At 71.3% G+C, this 18,565-nt stretch carries 22 protein-coding genes; 8 read left to right on the top strand and 14 right to left on the bottom strand.

The annotated features are described in order from the left end of the window. Positions 1 to 8 precede the first annotated feature (8 nt). From ASG30_RS21365 to ASG30_RS21340, 6 genes are all read right to left on the bottom strand, one after another. Positions 9 to 641: a hypothetical protein gene (locus ASG30_RS21365; RefSeq protein WP_055901963.1), complete on the bottom strand. Its 633-nt coding sequence runs from the start codon at positions 639 to 641 to the stop codon at positions 9 to 11. Positions 642 to 682: 41 nt separating this feature from the next. After that, positions 683 to 1,000: a PilZ domain-containing protein gene (locus ASG30_RS21360; protein ID WP_055901961.1), complete on the bottom strand. Its 318-nt coding sequence runs from the start codon at positions 998 to 1,000 to the stop codon at positions 683 to 685. A gap of 55 nt (positions 1,001 to 1,055) precedes the next feature. Next, positions 1,056 to 1,370 (bottom strand): PilZ domain-containing protein, encoded by a 315-nt coding sequence (locus ASG30_RS21355; protein ID WP_055901958.1) that lies wholly within the window; start codon positions 1,368 to 1,370, stop codon positions 1,056 to 1,058. A gap of 123 nt (positions 1,371 to 1,493) precedes the next feature. Beyond that, positions 1,494 to 2,495, bottom strand: coding sequence for an aldo/keto reductase (locus ASG30_RS21350; RefSeq protein WP_055901955.1), 1,002 nt, complete (start codon positions 2,493 to 2,495; stop codon positions 1,494 to 1,496). A gap of 24 nt (positions 2,496 to 2,519) precedes the next feature. Beyond that, positions 2,520 to 2,972 carry a thioredoxin TrxC gene (gene trxC, locus ASG30_RS21345; RefSeq protein ID WP_055901952.1) on the bottom strand — a complete coding sequence of 151 codons (453 nt, stop codon included), beginning with the start codon at positions 2,970 to 2,972 and terminating at the stop codon, positions 2,520 to 2,522. Between the two features lie 60 nt (positions 2,973 to 3,032). After that, the gene (locus ASG30_RS21340) at positions 3,033 to 3,857 is read right to left on the bottom strand and encodes a hypothetical protein (RefSeq protein WP_055901950.1); all 825 of its coding nucleotides are present in this window, start codon (positions 3,855 to 3,857) and stop codon (positions 3,033 to 3,035) included. A gap of 353 nt (positions 3,858 to 4,210) precedes the next feature. Here ASG30_RS21340 and ASG30_RS21335 point away from each other — a divergent pair, with 353 nt between their 5' ends. Both ASG30_RS21335 and ASG30_RS23140 read left to right on the top strand, forming a co-directional pair. Beyond that, positions 4,211 to 5,350, top strand: coding sequence for a WD40/YVTN/BNR-like repeat-containing protein (locus tag ASG30_RS21335; protein WP_235579866.1), 1,140 nt, complete (start codon positions 4,211 to 4,213; stop codon positions 5,348 to 5,350). Positions 5,351 to 5,575: 225 nt separating this feature from the next. Then, entirely contained in the window at positions 5,576 to 7,174 is a 1,599-nt protein-coding gene (locus ASG30_RS23140; protein WP_156385651.1) for a WD40/YVTN/BNR-like repeat-containing protein, read from the top strand. 182 nt (positions 7,175 to 7,356) lie between these two features. On the opposite strand, the gene ASG30_RS21325 is transcribed toward ASG30_RS23140, so the two are convergent. After that, entirely contained in the window at positions 7,357 to 9,384 is a 2,028-nt protein-coding gene (locus tag ASG30_RS21325; RefSeq protein ID WP_055901941.1) for a penicillin-binding protein 1A, read from the bottom strand. 122 nt (positions 9,385 to 9,506) lie between these two features. Here ASG30_RS21325 and ASG30_RS21320 point away from each other — a divergent pair, with 122 nt between their 5' ends. Beyond that, positions 9,507 to 10,169 carry a class I SAM-dependent methyltransferase gene (locus ASG30_RS21320; protein WP_156385650.1) on the top strand — a complete coding sequence of 221 codons (663 nt, stop codon included), beginning with the start codon at positions 9,507 to 9,509 and terminating at the stop codon, positions 10,167 to 10,169. On the opposite strand, the gene ASG30_RS21315 is transcribed toward ASG30_RS21320, so the two are convergent. The 4 genes from ASG30_RS21315 to ASG30_RS21300 form a co-directional block, all read right to left on the bottom strand. Beyond that, the gene (locus tag ASG30_RS21315) at positions 10,135 to 10,731 is read right to left on the bottom strand and encodes a DUF2889 domain-containing protein (RefSeq protein WP_055901938.1); all 597 of its coding nucleotides are present in this window, start codon (positions 10,729 to 10,731) and stop codon (positions 10,135 to 10,137) included. The two genes, ASG30_RS21320 and ASG30_RS21315, sit on opposite strands and share 35 nt — an antisense overlap. Before the next feature lie 4 nt (positions 10,732 to 10,735). Then, positions 10,736 to 11,170, bottom strand: coding sequence for a helix-turn-helix domain-containing protein (locus ASG30_RS21310; RefSeq protein WP_055901935.1), 435 nt, complete (start codon positions 11,168 to 11,170; stop codon positions 10,736 to 10,738). A gap of 172 nt (positions 11,171 to 11,342) precedes the next feature. Further along, a complete protein-coding gene (locus ASG30_RS21305) occupies positions 11,343 to 11,612 on the bottom strand; it encodes a hypothetical protein (RefSeq protein ID WP_156385649.1) in 270 nt (89 codons plus the stop codon). Between the two features lie 89 nt (positions 11,613 to 11,701). After that, on the bottom strand, positions 11,702 to 12,322 hold the full coding sequence (locus tag ASG30_RS21300; protein ID WP_082522250.1) for a DedA family protein: 621 nt from the start codon (positions 12,320 to 12,322) through the stop codon (positions 11,702 to 11,704). Positions 12,323 to 12,595: 273 nt separating this feature from the next. Here ASG30_RS21300 and ASG30_RS21295 point away from each other — a divergent pair, with 273 nt between their 5' ends. Next, a complete protein-coding gene (locus tag ASG30_RS21295; protein WP_055901926.1) occupies positions 12,596 to 13,858 on the top strand; it encodes a phospholipase D-like domain-containing protein in 1,263 nt (420 codons plus the stop codon). A gap of 3 nt (positions 13,859 to 13,861) precedes the next feature. Here ASG30_RS21295 and ASG30_RS21290 read toward each other — a convergent pair whose 3' ends face one another. Beyond that, the gene (locus ASG30_RS21290) at positions 13,862 to 15,103 is read right to left on the bottom strand and encodes an MFS transporter (RefSeq protein ID WP_055901922.1); all 1,242 of its coding nucleotides are present in this window, start codon (positions 15,101 to 15,103) and stop codon (positions 13,862 to 13,864) included. Beyond that, positions 15,103 to 15,663 (bottom strand): histidine phosphatase family protein, encoded by a 561-nt coding sequence (locus ASG30_RS21285; protein WP_055901917.1) that lies wholly within the window; start codon positions 15,661 to 15,663, stop codon positions 15,103 to 15,105. Before ASG30_RS21285 ends, ASG30_RS21290 begins: the two co-directional genes overlap by 1 nt. 148 nt (positions 15,664 to 15,811) lie before the next feature. Between ASG30_RS21285 and ASG30_RS21280 the strand changes: the two genes are divergently transcribed. From ASG30_RS21280 to ASG30_RS21270, 3 genes are all read left to right on the top strand, one after another. Continuing rightward, positions 15,812 to 16,651, top strand: a complete 840-nt coding sequence (locus ASG30_RS21280; protein ID WP_055901914.1) for a MipA/OmpV family protein — start codon at positions 15,812 to 15,814, stop codon at positions 16,649 to 16,651. Between the two features lie 112 nt (positions 16,652 to 16,763). Further along, complete coding sequence (locus ASG30_RS21275; RefSeq protein WP_055901910.1) at positions 16,764 to 16,970, top strand: hypothetical protein; 207 nt, start codon at positions 16,764 to 16,766, stop codon at positions 16,968 to 16,970. Between the two features lie 104 nt (positions 16,971 to 17,074). Continuing rightward, entirely contained in the window at positions 17,075 to 17,755 is a 681-nt protein-coding gene (locus ASG30_RS21270; RefSeq protein WP_235579864.1) for an SRPBCC family protein, read from the top strand. A 10-nt stretch (positions 17,756 to 17,765) separates the two neighbouring features. Here ASG30_RS21270 and ASG30_RS21265 read toward each other — a convergent pair whose 3' ends face one another. Next, on the bottom strand, positions 17,766 to 18,140 hold the full coding sequence (locus tag ASG30_RS21265) for a response regulator (RefSeq protein WP_156385648.1): 375 nt from the start codon (positions 18,138 to 18,140) through the stop codon (positions 17,766 to 17,768). A gap of 170 nt (positions 18,141 to 18,310) precedes the next feature. On the opposite strand from ASG30_RS21265, the gene ASG30_RS21260 reads away from it, so the two are divergent. Further along, positions 18,311 to 18,562, top strand: a complete 252-nt coding sequence (locus tag ASG30_RS21260; protein WP_055901901.1) for a hypothetical protein — start codon at positions 18,311 to 18,313, stop codon at positions 18,560 to 18,562. The last annotated feature ends 3 nt before the right edge of the window (positions 18,563 to 18,565 follow it).

Genomic DNA, 18,565 nt, shown 5'->3' with positions numbered 1-18,565 from the left:
CGGCGCGTCTAGCGCCCCGCGCCGCCCTGGGAGTTGTTGAACGGCCGGGTCGGCTCGAAGTCCGGCGGCGTGTCGTCCGCTCGCGGCTTCATCGCGGCGTCGCGGATGGCGAACAGGGCCTTGAGGTCCTGCGCGACATCGTCGTCCTCGACCTGCCGCTCCGGCCTGGCGGGCGCCGGCGCCGTGACGGGGCTGGCGGCCTGCCAGGACCCCGCCGCCTCTTCGCCGCCGTTGCTGGCGGTGATGGCGGCGAACTGCCAGGAGATGCTGAACAGCCAATCCCAGGCGCGCGGCTCGAACTTCTCGATCTCGGCCATGAAGCCGCTCTGGAAGGCCGGGATGTAGCCCAGCAGGCTGCCCTGCCCCTGCTTGACCACCAGCTGCACGTGCATGCCGCTCTTGCCCTTGCTGGTGACGACCGGGAGCATGCGCACTTCCATCCAGTCGGACGGTACGGCGTGGCGCCGCATGGTTTCGCGCAGCGTGACCTGGACCAGCTCGCGGCGCACGGCCTGGCGCGCCTCGGCCTTCTCGTCCTCGGTGCCACTGTCGGTGACCTGGAAGCGCGTGGCCGACGGCGGAACCGAAGCGGTGTCGCCACCCTTGGGTTCCGGCCGGAAGATCTTGTTGAGCAGGCCCATGGACGCATTATTCCCGCGCCCGGGCCCGGAGGGAAGCCGAGCTACTCGACGAAGGCGGTGTTCAGGCGGGCGCCGATGGTGAAACCGCCCGCGCAGGGGTCGCAGCGCACCACCGTGGCGCGGCAGCGCAACGGGAAGTTGTGGCCATCCAACAGGTATTCCACGGTGACGTCGATCGCCTCGCCCACCACGTAGGGCTGGCGGGAGGTGAATGACAGGCCGCTGACGCTCAGGTCGCGGGTGACGCCGCCCTCGCCGTTGCCCACCGACAGCGGCATCTCCATCTCGAAGCGCTCCGCGCCGCGTTTTTCCTGGCGCCGCCGCAGCGGCACCACCACCCTGGGTTCCACCATCGCCATCCTCGTTCTCCTCGCGCGCGCGGCGCGTTCCTGCCCTTTTCCCGCGGCGCCGGCGTCAGCCGGTGCCGCCTTCCTGCGGCACCGCGTCCTGGAACAGGGGTTCGGCCAGCCGCACCGCGATGTTGAAGTTCTCGCCGTGGCGTTCCACCCGCACCACCTCGCCGGTGCAGCCGAGGCTGAAATCACGGCCGCCTGCGCGGTACTGCAGCATCAGGGAGACCTGGGCGCCCAGCGGCGGCGCCGCCGGCGACTCCAGCAGCACGCCGGTGGCGCTGATGTCGTGCGTGGAGCACTCCTCGCCCTCCATCGTGATGGGCAGCGCCAGCCCGAAGCGTTCGGCTGATCGCGGCCTGAGCTGAGCGTCCTGCATTCCTCGTCTCCCACGCGCCATCCGGCGCTTTCGTAGCGCGAGAGTAGGCGGCGGCCGCCCATCGGGCGTGTAGGAGGCGGGCGTAACAGGCTGTCGGGAATCGCAACGCCCCGCCCGGTTGCGCTACAGGGTGCGTCCGGGGATCGGGTACTGCGGGTCGGAGTAGCCGGGGGTCGACGGGTGGCCCGGCGCCACCAGGGAGTCGACCAGCGCCTCGTCCTGCGGCGTCACCTTGAACTCGACCGCAGGCGCGTAGGCCTGCCACTGCTCCAGCGTGCGCGGCCCCGCGATCACCGACGACACGGCCCGGTGCGCCAGCACCCACGCCGTGGCGAATTGCGCCAGCGTCACGCCGCGCCCCGCCACGTGCGCCTGCAGCTGCTGGGCGATGCGCAGCGACTCCTCGCGGAACTCGGTCTGGTGGATGCGCTTGTCGCCCCGCCCCGCCCGGCTGTCCGCGGCCGGCGCCTGCCCGGGCGCGTACTTGCCGGACAGGACGCCCCGGGCGATCGGGCTGTAGGGCACGACACCGATGCCGTGGTGCCGGCAGGCCGGCAGCACCTCGACCTCGGGCATGCGGTTGAGCAGGTTGTAGTAGGGCTGGCAGGCGGACGGGCCCGGCATGCCCAGCTCGCGCGCGATGCGAACCGCCTCGGCGATGCGCCAGCCCCGGAAGTTGGACAGGCCCCAGTAGCGCACCTTGCCGTCCCGGATGAGCGTGTCCAGCGCGCGCAGCGGCTCCTCCAGGTCCATGCCTTCGTAATCGCGGTGCAGGTAGAGGATGTCCAGGCGGTCGGTGCGCAGGCGCCGCAGGCTCGCCTCCACCTCGCGCAGCATCCAGGTGCGCGAATAGCGCGACTGGTTCTGGCCGTCGCCCATCGGGTTGCCCAGCTTGCTGGCGATGACCCAGTCGTCGCGGCCCTCGCCAAGCAGGCTGCCCAGCAGGGTTTCCGAGCCGCCCTTGCTGTAGACGTCGGCGGTGTCCAGGAAGTTGATGCCGCGTTCGCGGGCGTCGGCGAGGATGGCGCCGGCCTCGCGCGCATCGGTCTGGTCGCCGAACATCATCGTGCCGAGGCACAGGGCAGAGACCCGCAGCTGGCTGCGGCCGAGGTTGCGATAGAGCATTCGTGGAGCTTAACGCGGCAGGCTTCAGGTGGCGTGGGCGGCCAGCTGCGCTCGCGCCCAGCGGACGATGTCCTCCGGCCGCGTCAGCGCACCGGGTTGCCGGGCGACTTCGGCCCCGTCCATGAACAGCGCCAGCGTGGGGATGCTGCGGATGTTCAGGCGGGCCGCCAGCGCCTGCGCCTCCTCGGTGTTGACCTTGGCGACGCGCACGTGGGGCTCCAGCGTGTGGGCGGCCTGCTCGTAGGCCGGCGCCATCGCGCGGCAGGGCCCGCACCACGGCGCCCAGAAATCGACCAGCACCGGCAGCGCGCTGCGGGCCACCTGCTTGTCGAAGCCGGCCTCGTCCAGCTCGGCCGGCCGGCCCTGGAACAGCGGCTGCCTGCACTGGCCGCAGTGGGGATCGCTCCCCAGCTGCGTGCTCTGCAGCCGGTTGGTGGTGCGGCAGGCCGGACAGACGACGTGCAGGGGTTCGCTCATGGTGCTGTGCATGAAGGATGGAGGTTCGCCGCCGGATCGCAAGCCGAGCCGTTCGACCCGCTAGGGCGCACCCCCGGCCGCGGCGGTGAGCACCGAGCCCGCACGCGCGCGGTCCGCCAGTTCCGCTGCACCGCCGCGGATCTCGAGCCAGGCCGCCTCCTGCGCGCCCAGCTGTGCATTGCGGATGTGTGCGTGCGTGGCCGCGGGAAGCCGCGAGGCGTCGCGGCCATCCCAGAGCGCGCGGCCGCGGCTGGAGAGGTTGTAGTAGACCGAGACGCCCTCGCGCAGCAGCCTGGCGCGTTCCGGCTTGCTCAGCTTCAGCCCGGCGATGCGCGAAGCGCTCCACAGTGCGGCCTCGCGCATGTGCTCGGCGGCCGCGTGCACCGCTTCCACCACGTCGTGCGGATCGCGCACGCCCAGCGCGGTGGCCGTGTCCGGCTCGAACTGCGCGATGCCCAGGTTGGGCGTGCCGTCGCGGCTGCTGCCGTCGCGCGGCAGCCAGGACGATTCGGCGTTGATGATCCCGTAGACGTCGGCGAAGCCGAGGCCCACCTCGTCGAGGTTCGCCTGACGCGCCGCCGACTTGGCCAGCAGCATGCGCGAAGGGATGTCGAGCGTCAGCAGCTCGCTGCCCAGGCGCGCGGGCACGTAGCGCAGCTGGGCCCGCAGCTCGCGGAAGTAGCCTTCGATGGGCCGCTCGGACACCTGGACCGGCGGGGTCTGCGGCTGTGTCGCCGGTTGAGGTGCCGGCATCGGATGAGCCTGCGAAACCTGCTCGACCGGCCGGCGCGGCAGCCAGCCCTGCCAGCCGGCCAGCGCCAGCGCTTCGAGCACCAGCACCAGCAGCGCGCCCGCGGCGTAAAGAAGTAAGTAGGAGTGCCTCATGGGTTCATCGGTCCGCCGACATGAAATCATCAGCGCAACGCGACATGGACGGCTTTTCGAACCTTGTTTCAACTTCGCCGCCGCCCGCGTGAGGTACTGCGCGCGAACGGCCTCAGCAGTGCTTGTCGTTGTTCAATGGCTCAGTCGGGCCATGCAAAAACACAACTTGCAATCGGTAGAGCTGCTCGAACGGCGTTCTCCTACAAGCAGGCGCGCCAAATGGGAAAGCGCCGATCAATGGGAGAACCGACCATCCGTTGCGACGTGTATCGACCGCGTCATCAATCGCAACTTGGAGGCACCGAATGTTCAAAGCAGCAACGACAAAGAGCAGGGTCTGCGTGACGGCTACCGTGGCCGCACTCTGGCTCACGGCGTGCGGAGGAGGTGGTGGTGGCGACGATGTCGCGGCAGCACCGAGCCCGGCACCTGCACCGGTAGGCGCACCCGCACCGGCCCCGGTGCCGGCGCCCCCGGCACAACCGCTGGCCTGGACGGCGACGTCCCTGGCCGCCAACACCTGGCACTGGGTGACCATGAACCCGAGCGGCACCGTCCAGCTCGCCACGTCCATCCCGGGCAACGTCTTCGTGTCCCGCGACAGCGGCGCGACCTTCGTGGACAGCACCCTGCCCGTCGACAACTGGATTTCGGCGGACATGAGCCTCGACGGCACGACGATGGTCGCGGTGGGCTTCGGCGGTGGGATGTACCGGTCGACTGACAGTGGCGCAAGCTGGACCAAGATCGACGGCGCGGTGAACCCGCCGCAGGTCGGCGATGCCGGCGGCAACCTGGCCTACGAATCCGTGACCATGTCCCAGAACGGCCAGCGCATCGTCGCGGTCACCATGGTCGACACGGGCGTCGGGGCGAACCCGGCCAACGGGCTCGTCTACGTCTCGCAGGACGGTGGCGCGACCTTCACGGTCGCCGGTGGCAGCGCCGCCGCACCCGCGCCCTGGCGCGCCGTGGACAGCTCGGCCGATGGTTCGGTCGTGGTCGCCGCCGCGCAGGACGGCAACGTGCACCTGTCGACCGACGGCGGCCTGACCTTCGCGGCCCTGCCCGTCAACATCGGCGCCGGCGCGATCGCCGACGGCTGGTACCGCGTGGCGGTGTCCGAGGACGGCAACACCATCGCCGTCGCCGGGAACACCGACTTCGCAGGCACCAGCACCGGCCTGTACACGTCCCGCGACCGTGGCGCCACCTGGGTGCAGGGCAACGCGACGAGCGGCGCCTACACCAGCATCGACATGACCGCCGACGGCGGCATCATGGTCGCCACGATGTCCGGCGCCGGCACCGTGCTGCTGTCCACCAACGGTGGCACCAGCTTCGCCCCGCTGGCCACGCTGCCCCCGGTCGAGACCAACTGGCGCGCCGTGTCCATCAGCGGCGACGCAGCCCGACTGCTGCTGGCTGCCGGCACCTTCTTCGGCGCCACGGGCCAGCTCTACACGTCCAGCGGGTCCGTCACGGCCCCGTGATCGAGTCGAAATAACGCTGTCGCGCTCCCAGGGAGGGAGACAAGCCGGGCCGAAAGGCCCGGCTTTTTCGTTTGGGCCCCGGCAATAGCTCCAACGGGGTCGGCGCAAGCCCGACACGGACGAGCTTCGGGCGCCTACGCGCAATGGCTCAGTCGGCGCACGCCAGGCTCTGCAGCGGGGCCGAAGAATCGTTCCCAGGCGATGTCGCCCGGGAGAAAACGAGAGATGACCGAAACGAGTACGGACAGCGGCAAGAAGACCCGAGTGGCCGCCCTGTCCGCGATGGCGGCCTTGTGGCTGAGTGCATGCGGTGGCGGTGGCGGTGGTGGAGGCGGCGATACGGCCGCGGCCACCCCCGGCGCCACCCCGGTCTCGGCTTCCGCAAGCGCCGGCGCGCTGACGCCCGCCCCGGAGCCCGAAACGCGGCCCGATGCCCCCGCGCCATCGACCGCACCGTCCCCCGCTCCGGAACCTCAACCGCCTGCCCCGCCTGCGCCTGCGCCGGCCCCCTCCCCGGCGCCCGCGCCCTCACCCGCCACCTGCGCGGCACCCAACAGCGGCAGCGTCGCGGGCGCGGCCCTCCAGGCCGCAGCGAACGGCGAGTACACGGTGACGTCCAGCTCGGCCAGCGTGGCCATCACGCTGCCGGCCAACGAATGCCTCCAAGCCGGTGACCGCATCCGGGTCAGCGGACAGAGCGGCGCCGCCTGGCGCCTGGCGCAGAACCCGTTGCAGTGGGTCGAGACGGTCGGGGTGCCCGGCAACGTCACGCCCGGCACGGTGTGGACGCCGCGCACGGTCGATGCGGCCGCGCCCCTGCAGAACTGGGTCGCCACCGCCTCGTCGGCCAGCGGCAACCGCATCGCCGCGGTGGCCAGCCCGGGCGGGCTCTACCTGTCGCAGGACGGCGGCGCCAGCTGGACGCGCAGCAGCGCCCCCACGGCCAACTGGACCTGGGTGGCGATGAACGAGGAAGGCAGCCGCCTGGCCGCCGTGGCCACGGGCGGCGCCATCCACGTTTCGTCCGACCACGGGCAGACCTGGACCGCCGCCAACAGCACGGCCCAGCCGTGGAGCGGCGTGCACATCTCCGGGGATGGCCAGCGCATCGTGGCCACGGCCGTCGGCGGCGCGATCCACCGGTCGGTCGACGGCGGCGCCAGCTTCAGCGTCGTGCCCGGCACGGCCGGCGGCGACTGGCGCGCCGTGGCGGGCTCGCGCGACGGGCAGCGCCTGGTGGCCGTCGCGTCCTTCTACTCGCAGGCGCCCTCGCTGCAGGGCATCCACGTGTCGACCGACGGCGGCGCCACCTGGACGCGCCGCCAGGGCAACGGCAACTGGGCTTTCGCGGCCGCCAGTGCCGATGGGGGGCGCATGGCGGCCATCGACAACGGCGGCAACCCCTGGATCAGCGACGACGGCGGCGTCACCTGGACGATGCGGTTCGGCTTCAGCAACTGGTCGGGGCTGGCGGTTTCGGGCAACGGCCAGGTGGTCAGCGCGCTCGAGCCTCGCGACGACACCTACGCCTACACCGGCTACACCTTTGTCAGCACCGACGGCGGCACCGACTGGAACTGGCACGGCGAGAACCGCTGGTACCGCGGCGTCAGCCTGTCCTTCGACGGGAACTGGATCGTGGTCGGCGACACCGGCGCCAACGGCTCGGGCGGGCGCCTCTACACCTCGCAGGGCAACCGCACCTCCGGCGGCACCCTGGGCTCGATCGGCGGCGGCCAGGGGCAGGTGCTGCAGCTGACCTACCAGGGCAATGGCCGGTTCACGGTCACGCACCACGAGGGGGGCGCGTTCACGATTCGATAGCTGTCACATCGCCCGTCATCCCCGCGCAGGCGGGGATCCAGGGATGCCCAGGGAAGCACTGGATTCCCGCCTTCGCGGGAATGACGGATGAAGGCGGGAATGACGGATGAAGGTGGGAATGCCGAAGAGATCAGGGAAGCGAAAGGGAGCTTGAGCCGGGCCATGTGCCCGGCTTTTTTTCGCTACTGCAGGATCTTGAACAGCCGGTCGATCACGTCGTTGACCAGCCGCTCCAGCGGATCGCCCTCGGGCTGCTTGGGCTTGGGCCGCGGGCGTGGGATGTCCCATTCGGCCTTGGTGTCCACCCAGCGGTTGCGCACCGACTGCTGGAAGTAGTCGCCCACGATGGGCAGCGCGCTGCGGGCGCCCGGCCCCCAGGCATCGGGCATGGTGATCGAGGGGTCGTTGAAGCCGACCCAGGCGCCCGCCACCATGTGCGGGTGCATCAGGATGAACCAGCCATCGGCGTTGTCCTGGGTGGTGCCGGTCTTGCCGGCCACGTCGGCCTGGATGCCGTAGCGGCTGCGGATCGCCGCGCCCGTGCCCTCGTCCACCACGCCGCGCATGGCGTTGACCAGCATCAGCGCCTTGGCCTTGGGCATGGCCTCGGCCGAGCGCGGCGGCACGAAGGCGTCCAGCACCTTGCCTTCCGAGTCCTCGATGCGCAGCACGAGCAGCGGCTCCACCCAGCGGCCGTTGTTGGCCAGCGTGCCGTAGGCCGAGACCATCTCGCGCAGCGTGACCGGGCTGGTGCCCAGCGCGAGCGAAGGCACGGCATCGAGCCGGCTCTCGCGCACGCCCATGGCCTGCGCCAGCTTGGCGACCTTCTGCGGCCCGACGCGTTCCATGAGCTGGGCCGTGATCGAGTTGCGCGAGAACACCAGTCCCGCGCGCAGCGTCCAGGGGGCGTTGGTGGGCGGCGTCGAGTCGCGCGGGCTCCAGGTCTCCCCGTTCGCACCGCGCAGGACCACCGGCTGGTCGATCAGGGTGTCGTTCGGGCCGAAGCCGTCGAGGAAGGCCGCGCCGTAGACGAAGGGCTTGAAGGTCGAGCCCGGCTGGCGCCGCGCCTGGCTCACGTGGTCGAACTGGTCACGCGCGAAGTCGCTGCTGCCCACCCAGGCCAGCACGTGGCCGTTGCGCGGGTCCAGCGCCAGGAAGCCGGCCTGCAGCAGGGCCGGGTCCTGCCCGGCCTTGCGCCGGCGGTCGGCCAGCGGCTGAAGTTGCGACAGCTGCCGGGTCACCGACTCGTTGGCCGCGCGCTGCAGCCGGGTGTCCAGCGTGCTGCGCACCACCAGGCCGTCGGAGTGGATGTCGTAGCCGTTGCGGTCGGCCCAGGCGATCAGCCACTTGCGCACGTGCTGCGCCACGTGCGGCGCCGGGCCCAGCGGCTCCTGCTGGCGCTCGAAGTCGATCTTCAGCGGCCGCTTCGCCAGCTGCTCGGCGCGCTCGGCCGGCAGCGAGCCGTGCTTGGCCATCTGGTCCAGCACCACGTTGCGCCGCTCGCGCGCGCGCTCGGGATTGAGCACCGGGTTGTAGTAGCTGGTGCCCTTGAGCATGCCGATCAGGGTGGCGCTTTCCAGCACGTCCAGTTCGCTGGCCGGCTTGTCGAAGTAGGTGCGGGCGGCCATCTCGATGCCGAAGGCGTTGTAGAGGAAGGGCACCGTGTTCAGGTACGTCTCCAGGATCTCCTTCTTGCTGTAGACCGCCTCGATCTTCAGCGCGGTGATCGCTTCCTTGACCTTGCGGTGCACGGTCGGCGAGCGGCCGATCTCCTCGGGGTACAGGTTGCGGGCCAGCTGCTGCGTGAGCGTGGAGCCGCCTTGCCGCCGCCCCTTCAGCGTGTGCCAGGCCGACGCCGCGGTGCGGTACCAGTCGATGCCGTGGTGGTCCCAGAACCGGTGGTCCTCGGTGTGGATGAGCGCCTGCACGACCGCGGGCGCGACCTTGTCCAGCGGCACCCATTCGCGGTTCACGCGCTTGTAGCTGGCCAGCACCACGTTGTCGGCCGACACCAGCACGGCCGGCGCTTCCACCTTGGCCTTGCGCAGGTTGCCGATGCCGGGCGTGAAGGGCAGCAGCGCCAGCACGTACAGCAGCACGAGTCCCGGCGGGACCAGCGCGGTGCGCCAGGGGTGGCGGCGCACCGCGCCCCACAGTCGTGTCCATCCGGCCCGGATCGCGTCCAGGAACCGGCCCATGGTTGGGTTCATCCGCATCGAAATAGTGTCCTTCCCTTCGGTCGGCCTGGGGCCGGCTTGTCGACCCCGTCCGACACGCATCTGTGCGTCGCGCCACCAGAATCGCCGCACATCCACAACAATCCCAACACTCCATGGCGCTCCAAGACCCCCGCGCCGGCCAAGGCGCCGGCGAGAACGTCCTGCCGCCCGCCTCCCTCACCTCCGGCCCCCTGCGGGACCGCTTCGAGTTCCTGAGGGGGTTTCTGCGCCACCCGGCCCAGGTCGGCTCCGTGGTGCCCAGTTCGCACCGGCTCGAGCAGCGGCTGGTGCGCAGTGCCGCGATCGCGCAGGCGCGCACCGTGGTCGAGCTGGGCCCCGGCACCGGCGGCACCACCGCGGCCATGCTGCTGGCGATGCCGCCCACGGCCCGGCTGCTCGCCGTCGAGCTCGATCCGGCCTTCCACCAGCACCTGCAGCAGCAGCTGCGCGATCCCCGTCTCCTGCTGGAGCTGGGCAGCGCCGAGAAGCTGGCGGAGTTCCTGGCCGCCCGCCGCCTGCCGGCGCCGGACGCGATCGTCTCGGGCATCCCTTTTTCCACCATGCCGGCGCAGGTGTCGGACCGCATCGCCGCCATCGTCGCGCAGGTGCTGCGGCCGGGCGGGCGCTTCGTCGCCTACCAGGTCCGCGCGCACGTGGCCTCGTATGCGGCGCCCTACCTCGGCACGCCGGACAAGCGCTGGGAGCTGGTGAACATCCCGCCGGTGCGGGTGTTCACCTGGGTCAAGCCTTCGGATCCTTCGCAAGCGGTCGCCTGAGGGGCTGTCCGAAGAACTGCGGGTAGACGCGCTGCACCAGCGGGCCGCTGGGGTCCCAGGCGATGCAGCGGCCCAGGTGGTAAGGCGGCTCGGCGGTCTGCTGCAACGTGAGGCCGGACTGGCGCCTCTGGCCCTCGCGCCACGGAAAGATGGTCTGGTAGGCCGCGGTGGCCATGTTGAACAGCAGCTCGCGCAGGTGCGTGCAGCCGAGCACCCCGCCCAGCGCCTTCTCGATCGCCTGCCGCCAACCCGGGCCCAGCCGCACGCCCACCATCCGCTGCATGGGATCGTTGCCCTGCCCGCATTCGCCGTACGGCGTGGCGTCCATCGAGCTGGCCACGGCGCGGATCACCATGCCCTCGTCCACCGTGAGGCGGATCAGCATGTTGTGGATGGGCGCGCCGGGCGGCATGTCGCGCCCGTCCGAGCGCTGGAAGGCATAGGTCTTGACGTCCGACATCTCGCCTTCGATGTCCCACAGGCCATCGTCGCGCAGGAAGCCGCGGTACGTCACGGCCCGCGTGTGCAGGTGCCGGCGCGCGGCGGGTTCGGGCAGGGGCATGCTCTCAGGCGGCCAGCTTGGCCAGGGCTTCGCGCTTGCCCATCTTGCGCAGCGACGAGATCGCTTCCAGCTGGCGGGCGCGCGGGCGGGTCTTGCCGCTTTCCCACTTGTAGACCGACAGCGCCGACACGCCCAGGATCCTGGCGACCGAGGCCGCCGACAGGCCCAGGCGCTTGCGCTGGGCCGCCAGGCCCTTGGCGGAAAAGCGCAGCTGCGGTCCCTCGTCCTCGTCGTCCACCGCCACCGCCGGGGCCGCCCGGCCGCCGCCGCGCCCCTGCCGGCGCACCTGCTGCTCCAGCGCCTGCAGGCGGCGCTTGAGCTGGGCGATCTGGCTGCGGTACTGCGTGACGGTCTTCTTCAGTTGCTGCAGTTCACCGCGCATCTCCTTGCGCGCGACCCGGGCGATTTCCTGCTTCAGGACGGTGCCGATATTGGGCATGTTGGTTTCTATACCTCGGTTGTCGGCGTCGCCACGGTCGAAGGCCGTGTTTCGCTGCCGGGCTGTTCCGCTCCCAGAGGCCGCATCTTAGCGGGCACGGCCGCGGGAACTTTGCACCTTCCCATCCATGCGCAAGGCACGATGGATACACCGATATGAAGAACCGGCGCGCTCAGTTGGCGCGCGGCGTGGGTTGGGCGAGCGCCCTGGGATCGAAATAGCCCTGGTGCAGGTGCCGCACGAAGCGGTGGGTCCAGCCGTCCAGGGGATAGAAGGCGGCGGCCGCCGGCGAACGCACCGAAATGGAGCCGCTGGGCAGCAGCGCGGCGGAGAAGCCGCCGGGGTCGCGGCCCTGCACGGAGACGAGCTGGCGCAGGAGCTGCGTCTCCTGGGGGGCCGGCTCGCGCACGGCTGTCGTGGGAACACGCTGGGGTGCATTCATCCTGGCCTCCGTCCCGTTGTGCAAGGCCATCTTAGGCCGCGACCGGACAGTTGCACAGCATTATTTCAGCCGTATTGCAGCGCGGCCGTTCAACGGGCCCGCGCGCGCCGGCGCCACCAGACCGCGGCCGCCACCGCGACGGCGGCCGCGGCCAGCGCCGGCAGCAGCCAGCCCTGCCACTGCTGGAGCGAGGCCACGATGTCCTGCCAGCGCCCCCCCACGTACCGCACGCCCCACACCAGCAGCGGCAACTCGATCAGGGCGGCGGCGCCGTCGAAGATGAAGAGGTGCCGGTAGCGGATCTTCATCGAGCCGGCGGCGAAGAGCAGCGCCGTGCGCAGGCCAGGCACGAAGCGCACGACGAAGATGACGCCGGGGCCCCAGCGCTGCATCGCCCTTTCCATGGTGTGCAGCCGCGCCGCCGGCAGCGCCCGCGCCGCGAGGCGGTGCCGCAGCAACTGCGTGCCGAAGCGCCGCCCCCAGTGGAAGATGAGCCCGTCCGCGCACAGCACGCCGCACCAGGCGACGGCCACCAGCGGCACCGGCTCCATCACGCCGCGCAGGGTGAGCGCGGCGGCCACCAGCAGCAGGATGTCCTCGTTGATCGGCAGGCCGAAGCCGCTGCCCACCAGCAGGCCGAACACCAGCAGGTAGGCCGGCCAGCCCTGCAGCGCCTGCAGCATGGCCAGCATGGATTCCATGAAGCTCATGGACCGGCCCCGCCCTGGGCCCGCGCCCGCACGACGCTATCGATCGCCATCCGTCCCAATCCCGAAACAATCGCTGCCGATTCTGCTTCACCCGTGCCGGCGCCGGCAGGCTCCCCTGCAGCTCTACCGCACCCCGGTGCCCCGCGCCGGATGGACGCCCTTCGCCAACCTCAGGTGTCGGGGTTGCCTTACAAGCCCAAAGGCTGGGCTTGCCTATCGTCAGGGGATGGACACCCCTTCACCCTTCCCCGCCGCCCGCGCGGCCGCGGCGCCATGAGCGCGACGTTCTGGATCGGCCTGCTGGCCGGCGCCGTCATCCTGCTCGTGCTGGTGCTGTGGTCGTCGCGCCGCCACCGCAGCCCGCACCTGAAGATGGAATGCGACGCGCCGGTCGAGCAGCTGGTGCGCTCGCTGGCCGGCCTGTCGCTGGGCACGCCCATCGCCGGCAATTCGGTGGAACTGCTGAAGAACGGCCACTATTTCGACGTCGTGATCGACCGCATCGCCCAGGCGCGCGAGACGGTGCACTTCGAGACTTTCCTCTGGAAGGAGGGCGAGCTCGGGCGCCGCATGGCCGCCGCCCTGGCCGAGCGCGCCCGCGCGGGGCTGAAGGTGCGCGTGCTGCTCGACGCCACCGGCTGCCGCGAGATCGGCGACGGCGAGCGCCGCCTGATGGAAGAAGCCGGCGCGCGCGTGCGCTTCTTCCATCCGCACTCGATCTACAACCTGGGCGTGATGACCGACCGCGACCACCGCAAGATCGTGGTGATCGACGGCCGCGAGGCCTTCCTGGGCGGCCACTGCATCACCGACGAGTGGCTGGGCGACGCCGAGGACCACAAGCACTTTGCCGACCTCAGCGTGCACCTGCACGGCCCCATCGTGCACACCATCCAGTCGGCCTTCAGCGAGAACTGGGCGGGCGACACCGGCGAGCTGTTCGTGGGCGACGGCGTCTTCCCGGCGCTGGAGCCCGCCGGCGACGTGCTGGTCCACGCGGCCTTCATCAAGCCGGAGAACTCGGCGCCGGCGGTGAAGATCCTGCACCACGCCGTGCTGTGCATGGCGCGCGAGCGCATCTGGATCCAGAACCCCTACTTCATCCCCGAGCCGGAAGCCATCGACGCCCTGGGTGCGGCGGTCAGGCGCGGCGTCGACGTGCGCGTGCTCATGCCGTCCACCGAAGGCAGCGACAACCCCCTGGTGCAGCACATCGCCCACCGCAACTTCGAAAAGATCCTGCGCTGTGGCGTGCGGCTCTTCGAGTACCCGCACACGCTGCTGCACCAGAAGGCCATGACGGTGGACGGCAAGTGGTGCGCGGTGGGCTCGACCAACTTCGACGACCGTTCCTTCGACACCAACGACGAGATCACGCTGGGCTTCCTGCACCCGCCGCTGGCGAAAGAGCTGGACGCGCATTTCGAGCACTACGCGGCCCGCGCCCAGGAGGTCCAGCTGGAAGCCTGGCGCCGCCGGGGGTGGTGGCCCAAGCTGCGCGACAACGCGCTCTACCTGCTCAACGAAGTGTTCTGAGCTTCAGGCCGGTGCGTCGGTGCGCCGCCGCAGCAGCGGCCGCATCATCCACAGCCCCGCCGCCGGCCCCAGCGCCAGCCAGGGCAGCACCTGCGCCAGCGGCCGCGCCTGCGCGGCGGCGACGAACAGCTCGATGCTCACCACCGAGATCGCGAAGCCGATGCAGTTGGTGAAGGTGAGCACGCTGCCCACCACGGCCGGCGGCGCGTTGCGCCCGGTCAGCGCGGAGAACTGCGGCGAATCGCCCGCGACCGTGGCGCCCCACAGTAGCAGCCACGCGACGAACAGCGGCATCGGCGCCGACAGCATCAGCGGCGCCAGCAGGCAGCAGGCCGCGCTGGTGGACAGCTGGGCCTGCGCCACCCACGCGCTGCCCCAGCGGCGCACGGCCAGGCCGCCGCCGACGCAGCCCACGAAGCCGGCGGCGATCGCCCAGAACGAGAGCGCGCTCACCGCGCCGGTGCCGGCGACGCGGCTCGCGGCCATGGCCGGCACCAGCACGATGAAGGCGTACAGCTCCCACATGTGGCCGAAGTAGCCGAACACCGAGGCGCGCAGGCGCCGGTCGCTCCAGATCGCCCCGAGCGCCCGCGGCGTGATGCGAGCGCCGGGCACCGCCGGGCGGTCCGGCACCCACCAGGCCGTGGCGATGCCGCCCAGCGCCGCCAGCGCCGAGACGGCCAGCACCACCGCCTGCCAGGGCACCTGCCCGTCGGCACCGAGCGTGGCGAGCGCGCGCAGCCCGTGCGGCAGCGCCGTGCCCAGCACCAGCGCGCCGATCAGGACGCCCAGCACGGCCCCCAGCCGCTCGCGGAACCACGCGGCCGCGATCTTCATGCCCACCGGGTAGATGCCCGCCAGCAGGAAGCCGACGGCGAAGCGCAGCGCGACCAGCAGCGGCAGGCTGCCGTCGGCCAGCAGCATGGCCGCATTCACCGCGGCCCCGAGCAGCGAGCACGCAAGGAACACGCGCGTCGGCGGGAACCGGTCGGCCACCATCGCCAGCGCGAACACCAGCGTGCCGGCCACGAAGCCCAGTTGCACGGCCGAGGACAGCGTGCCCACGGCGGCCGGCGGCAGGCCCCAGGCGCCCTGCAGGTCGGGCATGACGGCGTTGACCGCGAACCAGAGCGAGGTGCCGGCGAACTGCGCGCCCACGATCACCGGCAGGATGCGGCGCGGTGGCGCCGCTTCGGCCGCCCGCTGCGCCTCGAGCGCGTCGACCGCGGGCCGGGCGGAGTCCATCAGGGCTGCACGTTGGCGAGGATGCGCAGCGGGCCCTCGGCGGTCGGCTGCACCACCACGCCTTCGGCGGACATCGCGCCATGGCCGGTGAGCGCCGAGATGTTGACCTGGTGCGTCACCACCACCAGCACGCCCGGGCCCTTCCACTCGCGCAGGACGCGGCGGGCGCGCTCGGTCTGCGCGTCGCGCTCCTGCGCGCCCTGGCCGAAGAAGGAGTTGAAGGCCGGCTCGTCGCGAATCTTGTCGCCGAAGGCCAGGCGCGCCGTCTCGCGCGTGCGGCACCACTCGGAGGTCAGCACGGCGCCGACCGCGATGCCGCGCTGGCGGAACTGCTCGCCGAGCCGCCGCGCTTGCGCCCGGCCCTGCTCGCTGAGGTTGCGCTGGGTGGCGCACTCGTTCGGCCGGAAGTTGGGCGGGTCGCCCACGCCGGGCGCGGTCGCATGGCGGAACAGCACGATGGCGCCGGGTTTCGCGAGTTCGCTCCAGGCATCCGCTGCTGCGGCGACCCCGGCGGCCAGCGCGATGCAGGCGGCGGACAACAGGCGGGTGACAGGGCGCATGGCCCCACCATAGCAAGAGCCGGCGTCGCGTGTCGAATGGAGCGGGAGCTCCACAATGGCGACTTTCCAGAAAAAACGTTTGCATGCAACGGACGCCGCCCCGCCTGCAGATGCGCTAGAAACGGCGGCTTTGCCCGACAGTCCATCCATGAACCTGACCGCCTCGCGCTCCGTCCTCTCCGGCGCCGCCCTCGCCTGCCTCTCGTGCACCGCCGCCGCGCAGGCGCAGGACGCGCCGGCCCGCCCCCTGTGGGAGATCGGCGGCGTGGCCGTGGGTGTCTCGCAGCAGGCGTATCCCGGCTCGGACCAGCGAGTGCGGCGCGGCGTGGCCCTGCCCTACTTCATCTACCGCGGGCAGTTCCTGCGCGCCGACAGCGACGGCGTCGGCGTGCGCGCGGTCCGCACCCCCACCTACGAGTTCGACGTCAGCGCGGGCTGGTCCTTCGGCTCCGACGCCGACCAGGACCCGGTGCGCCGCGGCATGCCCAACCTGGGCACGCTGGTGGAGTTCGGGCCGCGGCTCAAGTGGCACCTGGGCGGTTCGGCGCAGACCGGCCGCTGGCGCCTGGACCTGCCCCTTCGCGGCGTGTTCGACCTCAGCGACAGCCTCAACTACCGAGGCATGGTGTTCCAGCCCGGCGTGATCTGGCAGCTGCGCCCGGCGCCGGGCTGGACCGTCTCCAGCAGCGTGAGCGCCGTGATCGCCGACAGCCGCCTGGCCAGCACCTTCTACGAGGTGGCGCCGGTGTTCGCCACGCCGACCCGGCCCGCCTACGAGGCCGATGCCGGCCTGCTGGCGTGGCGCTTGGGCGCCTCGCTGTCGCGCGACCTCACGCGCGACTGGACGGTGTTCGGCTTCGCCCGCATCGACTCGGTGGCGGGCGCCACCAACCGCGACAGCCCGCTGGTGCGCCGGACCAACGGCGGCACGGTGGGCGTGGGCGTGTCGTGGACCTGGATGCGCTCCAGCCGCCCCGCGATCGACTGAACTCGACAGCGTTACGGCTGAGTTACCGCTGTTTCACCGCCGCGATTGAAAACGGTCTCGCCGGCCGTCAAGCTGAGCCATTCCTGGACTGAGCCCGTCAGGCAACCGACGCATGAAGAAGAAACGCCATGTCCCGCAGCCGCCCAAGGAGGAGCCCGCATCGCCGCCCAGCGGCCTGGTGCGCCGGTTGCTGGACGGGCTGCGGCGGCGCCAGCTGAACGAGCTTCCCCCGGCCGGCCAGCGCAGCGGCGAAGGCACCGAGAGCCTCGCGCCCTACCTCGAGCAGGGCCGCAACAGCCGGCCCGCGCCGCTCGAGTGAAGCCGGCCGCGGGCCGGCGAATCCCCTTGTAGCACTCTGTAGCCCCGTGCAGGGCGGCGGCTTGCCAGCATTCGCGCTCCCCAGCGAACAAGGACGCGCACCCCATGCAAGCCAACTTCCCCCGAATCGCCGCGTACGTCGCCGGCGGGCTCTTCCTGTCGCACATGCTGCGCGGCAGGCCGTCGTACCGAGACGAAATCGACTACGAATTCGAAGCGGACACCGGCACCGAACTGCCGCTGGCCACGATCGCGCTGGCCGCGGCGGGCTTCGTCGCCGGCGGCGTGGTCGTCACGAGATACCTGCACGCGCGCCGCGACGGCAGCGGGATGTCGACGGTGGAGGAATCGATCGACCTGAACGTCCCGGTGAGCACCGCCTACAACCAGTGGACCCAGTTCGAGGAGTTCCCGCGCTTCATGGCCAGCGTGGAGCAGGTCCGGCAGGTGGACGACACCCACCTGCACTGGCGCGCCGTGGTGGCGGGCCGGACCAAGGAATGGGACTCGGAGATCACCGAGCAGATCCCCGACCAGCGCATCGCCTGGCGCAGCACCGGCGGCGCGACCAACGCGGGCGTGGTCACCTTCCACCGCATCGACGACCGCCGCAGCCGCGTGATGCTGCAGATGGACTACCGGCCCGAGACGACGGCCGAGGTGGTCGGCGACACGTTGGGCGGCGTGCGGTTCACCACCAAGGGCAACCTCAAGCGCTTCAAGAAGCTGGTGGAGGCCCGCGGGCAGGCGACGGGGGCCTGGCGCGGCACCGTCACCCAGCACTGAACGCGTTTTTTCAGTCCACCGTCGCGAGCAGCTGGCGGCGCGTGAGGTCGACGAAGAGGTCCAGCCCCAGCGGCTTGGTCCAGTGCTCGTCGAAGCCGGCGTCGGCGCCGGAGCGCCGGTCCTGCACCGTGCCCCAGGTGGTGAGCGCGACCACGCGGATGCGGTCGCCGCCGGGCAGCGCGCGGATGCGCCGGCACACCTCGTAGCCGTCCATCACCGGCAGGCCGATGTCGAGCACGGCCACGTCCGGCAGGCGCTCGCTGGCCTGCCGCACGGCTTCGCGGCCATCGAATGCGAGGCGCACGTCGACGTCCAGCGGGTCCAGGCCGGTCATCAGCGTCTTTGCAAGGTCGCGGTTGTCCTCCACGATGAGCACCGATCTCACGGGTGGCTGTCCTTTCTTTCTTTCGTTCGTCGGGGACGGCGATCATCGAAGAAGCCGGGGCCGTGGAAGGCGCGGCCGTGCTAGGCCGATTGCCTAAGCCCGGCGCTGGGTGAGCAGGAGGGGTATTGCCCCATGCGCCATACTCGCTGGCTTTGTGCACGGAGGCCCCGATGAAATTCTGGTCAGAGGAACTGGCGCTGGTGGAAGCCGCCGCCCTGCGGATCGAGGCCCTGGAGCGCGTGGCGGAACAGCGTTTCGACACCGTCCACGACGAGGCCGATGCCCGCGGTGAAGCCGCCCGGACGGTGGAGACGCCCGAGTTCACCGCCTGGATGACCGCCCGCGCCGACACTGACGCGGCCTGGGGCCGCTGGGCCCAGGTGATGGACGCGCGTCCGGACGATCAGCCGCGCAAGCCCTGAAGC

It is taken from the genome of Ramlibacter sp. Leaf400, assembly GCF_001424545.1.
Taxonomy (GTDB): domain Bacteria; phylum Pseudomonadota; class Gammaproteobacteria; order Burkholderiales; family Burkholderiaceae_C; genus Ramlibacter.
Note: the sequence above shows the minus strand (reverse complement) of the source record. Positions and strands in the feature narration are given on the sequence as shown.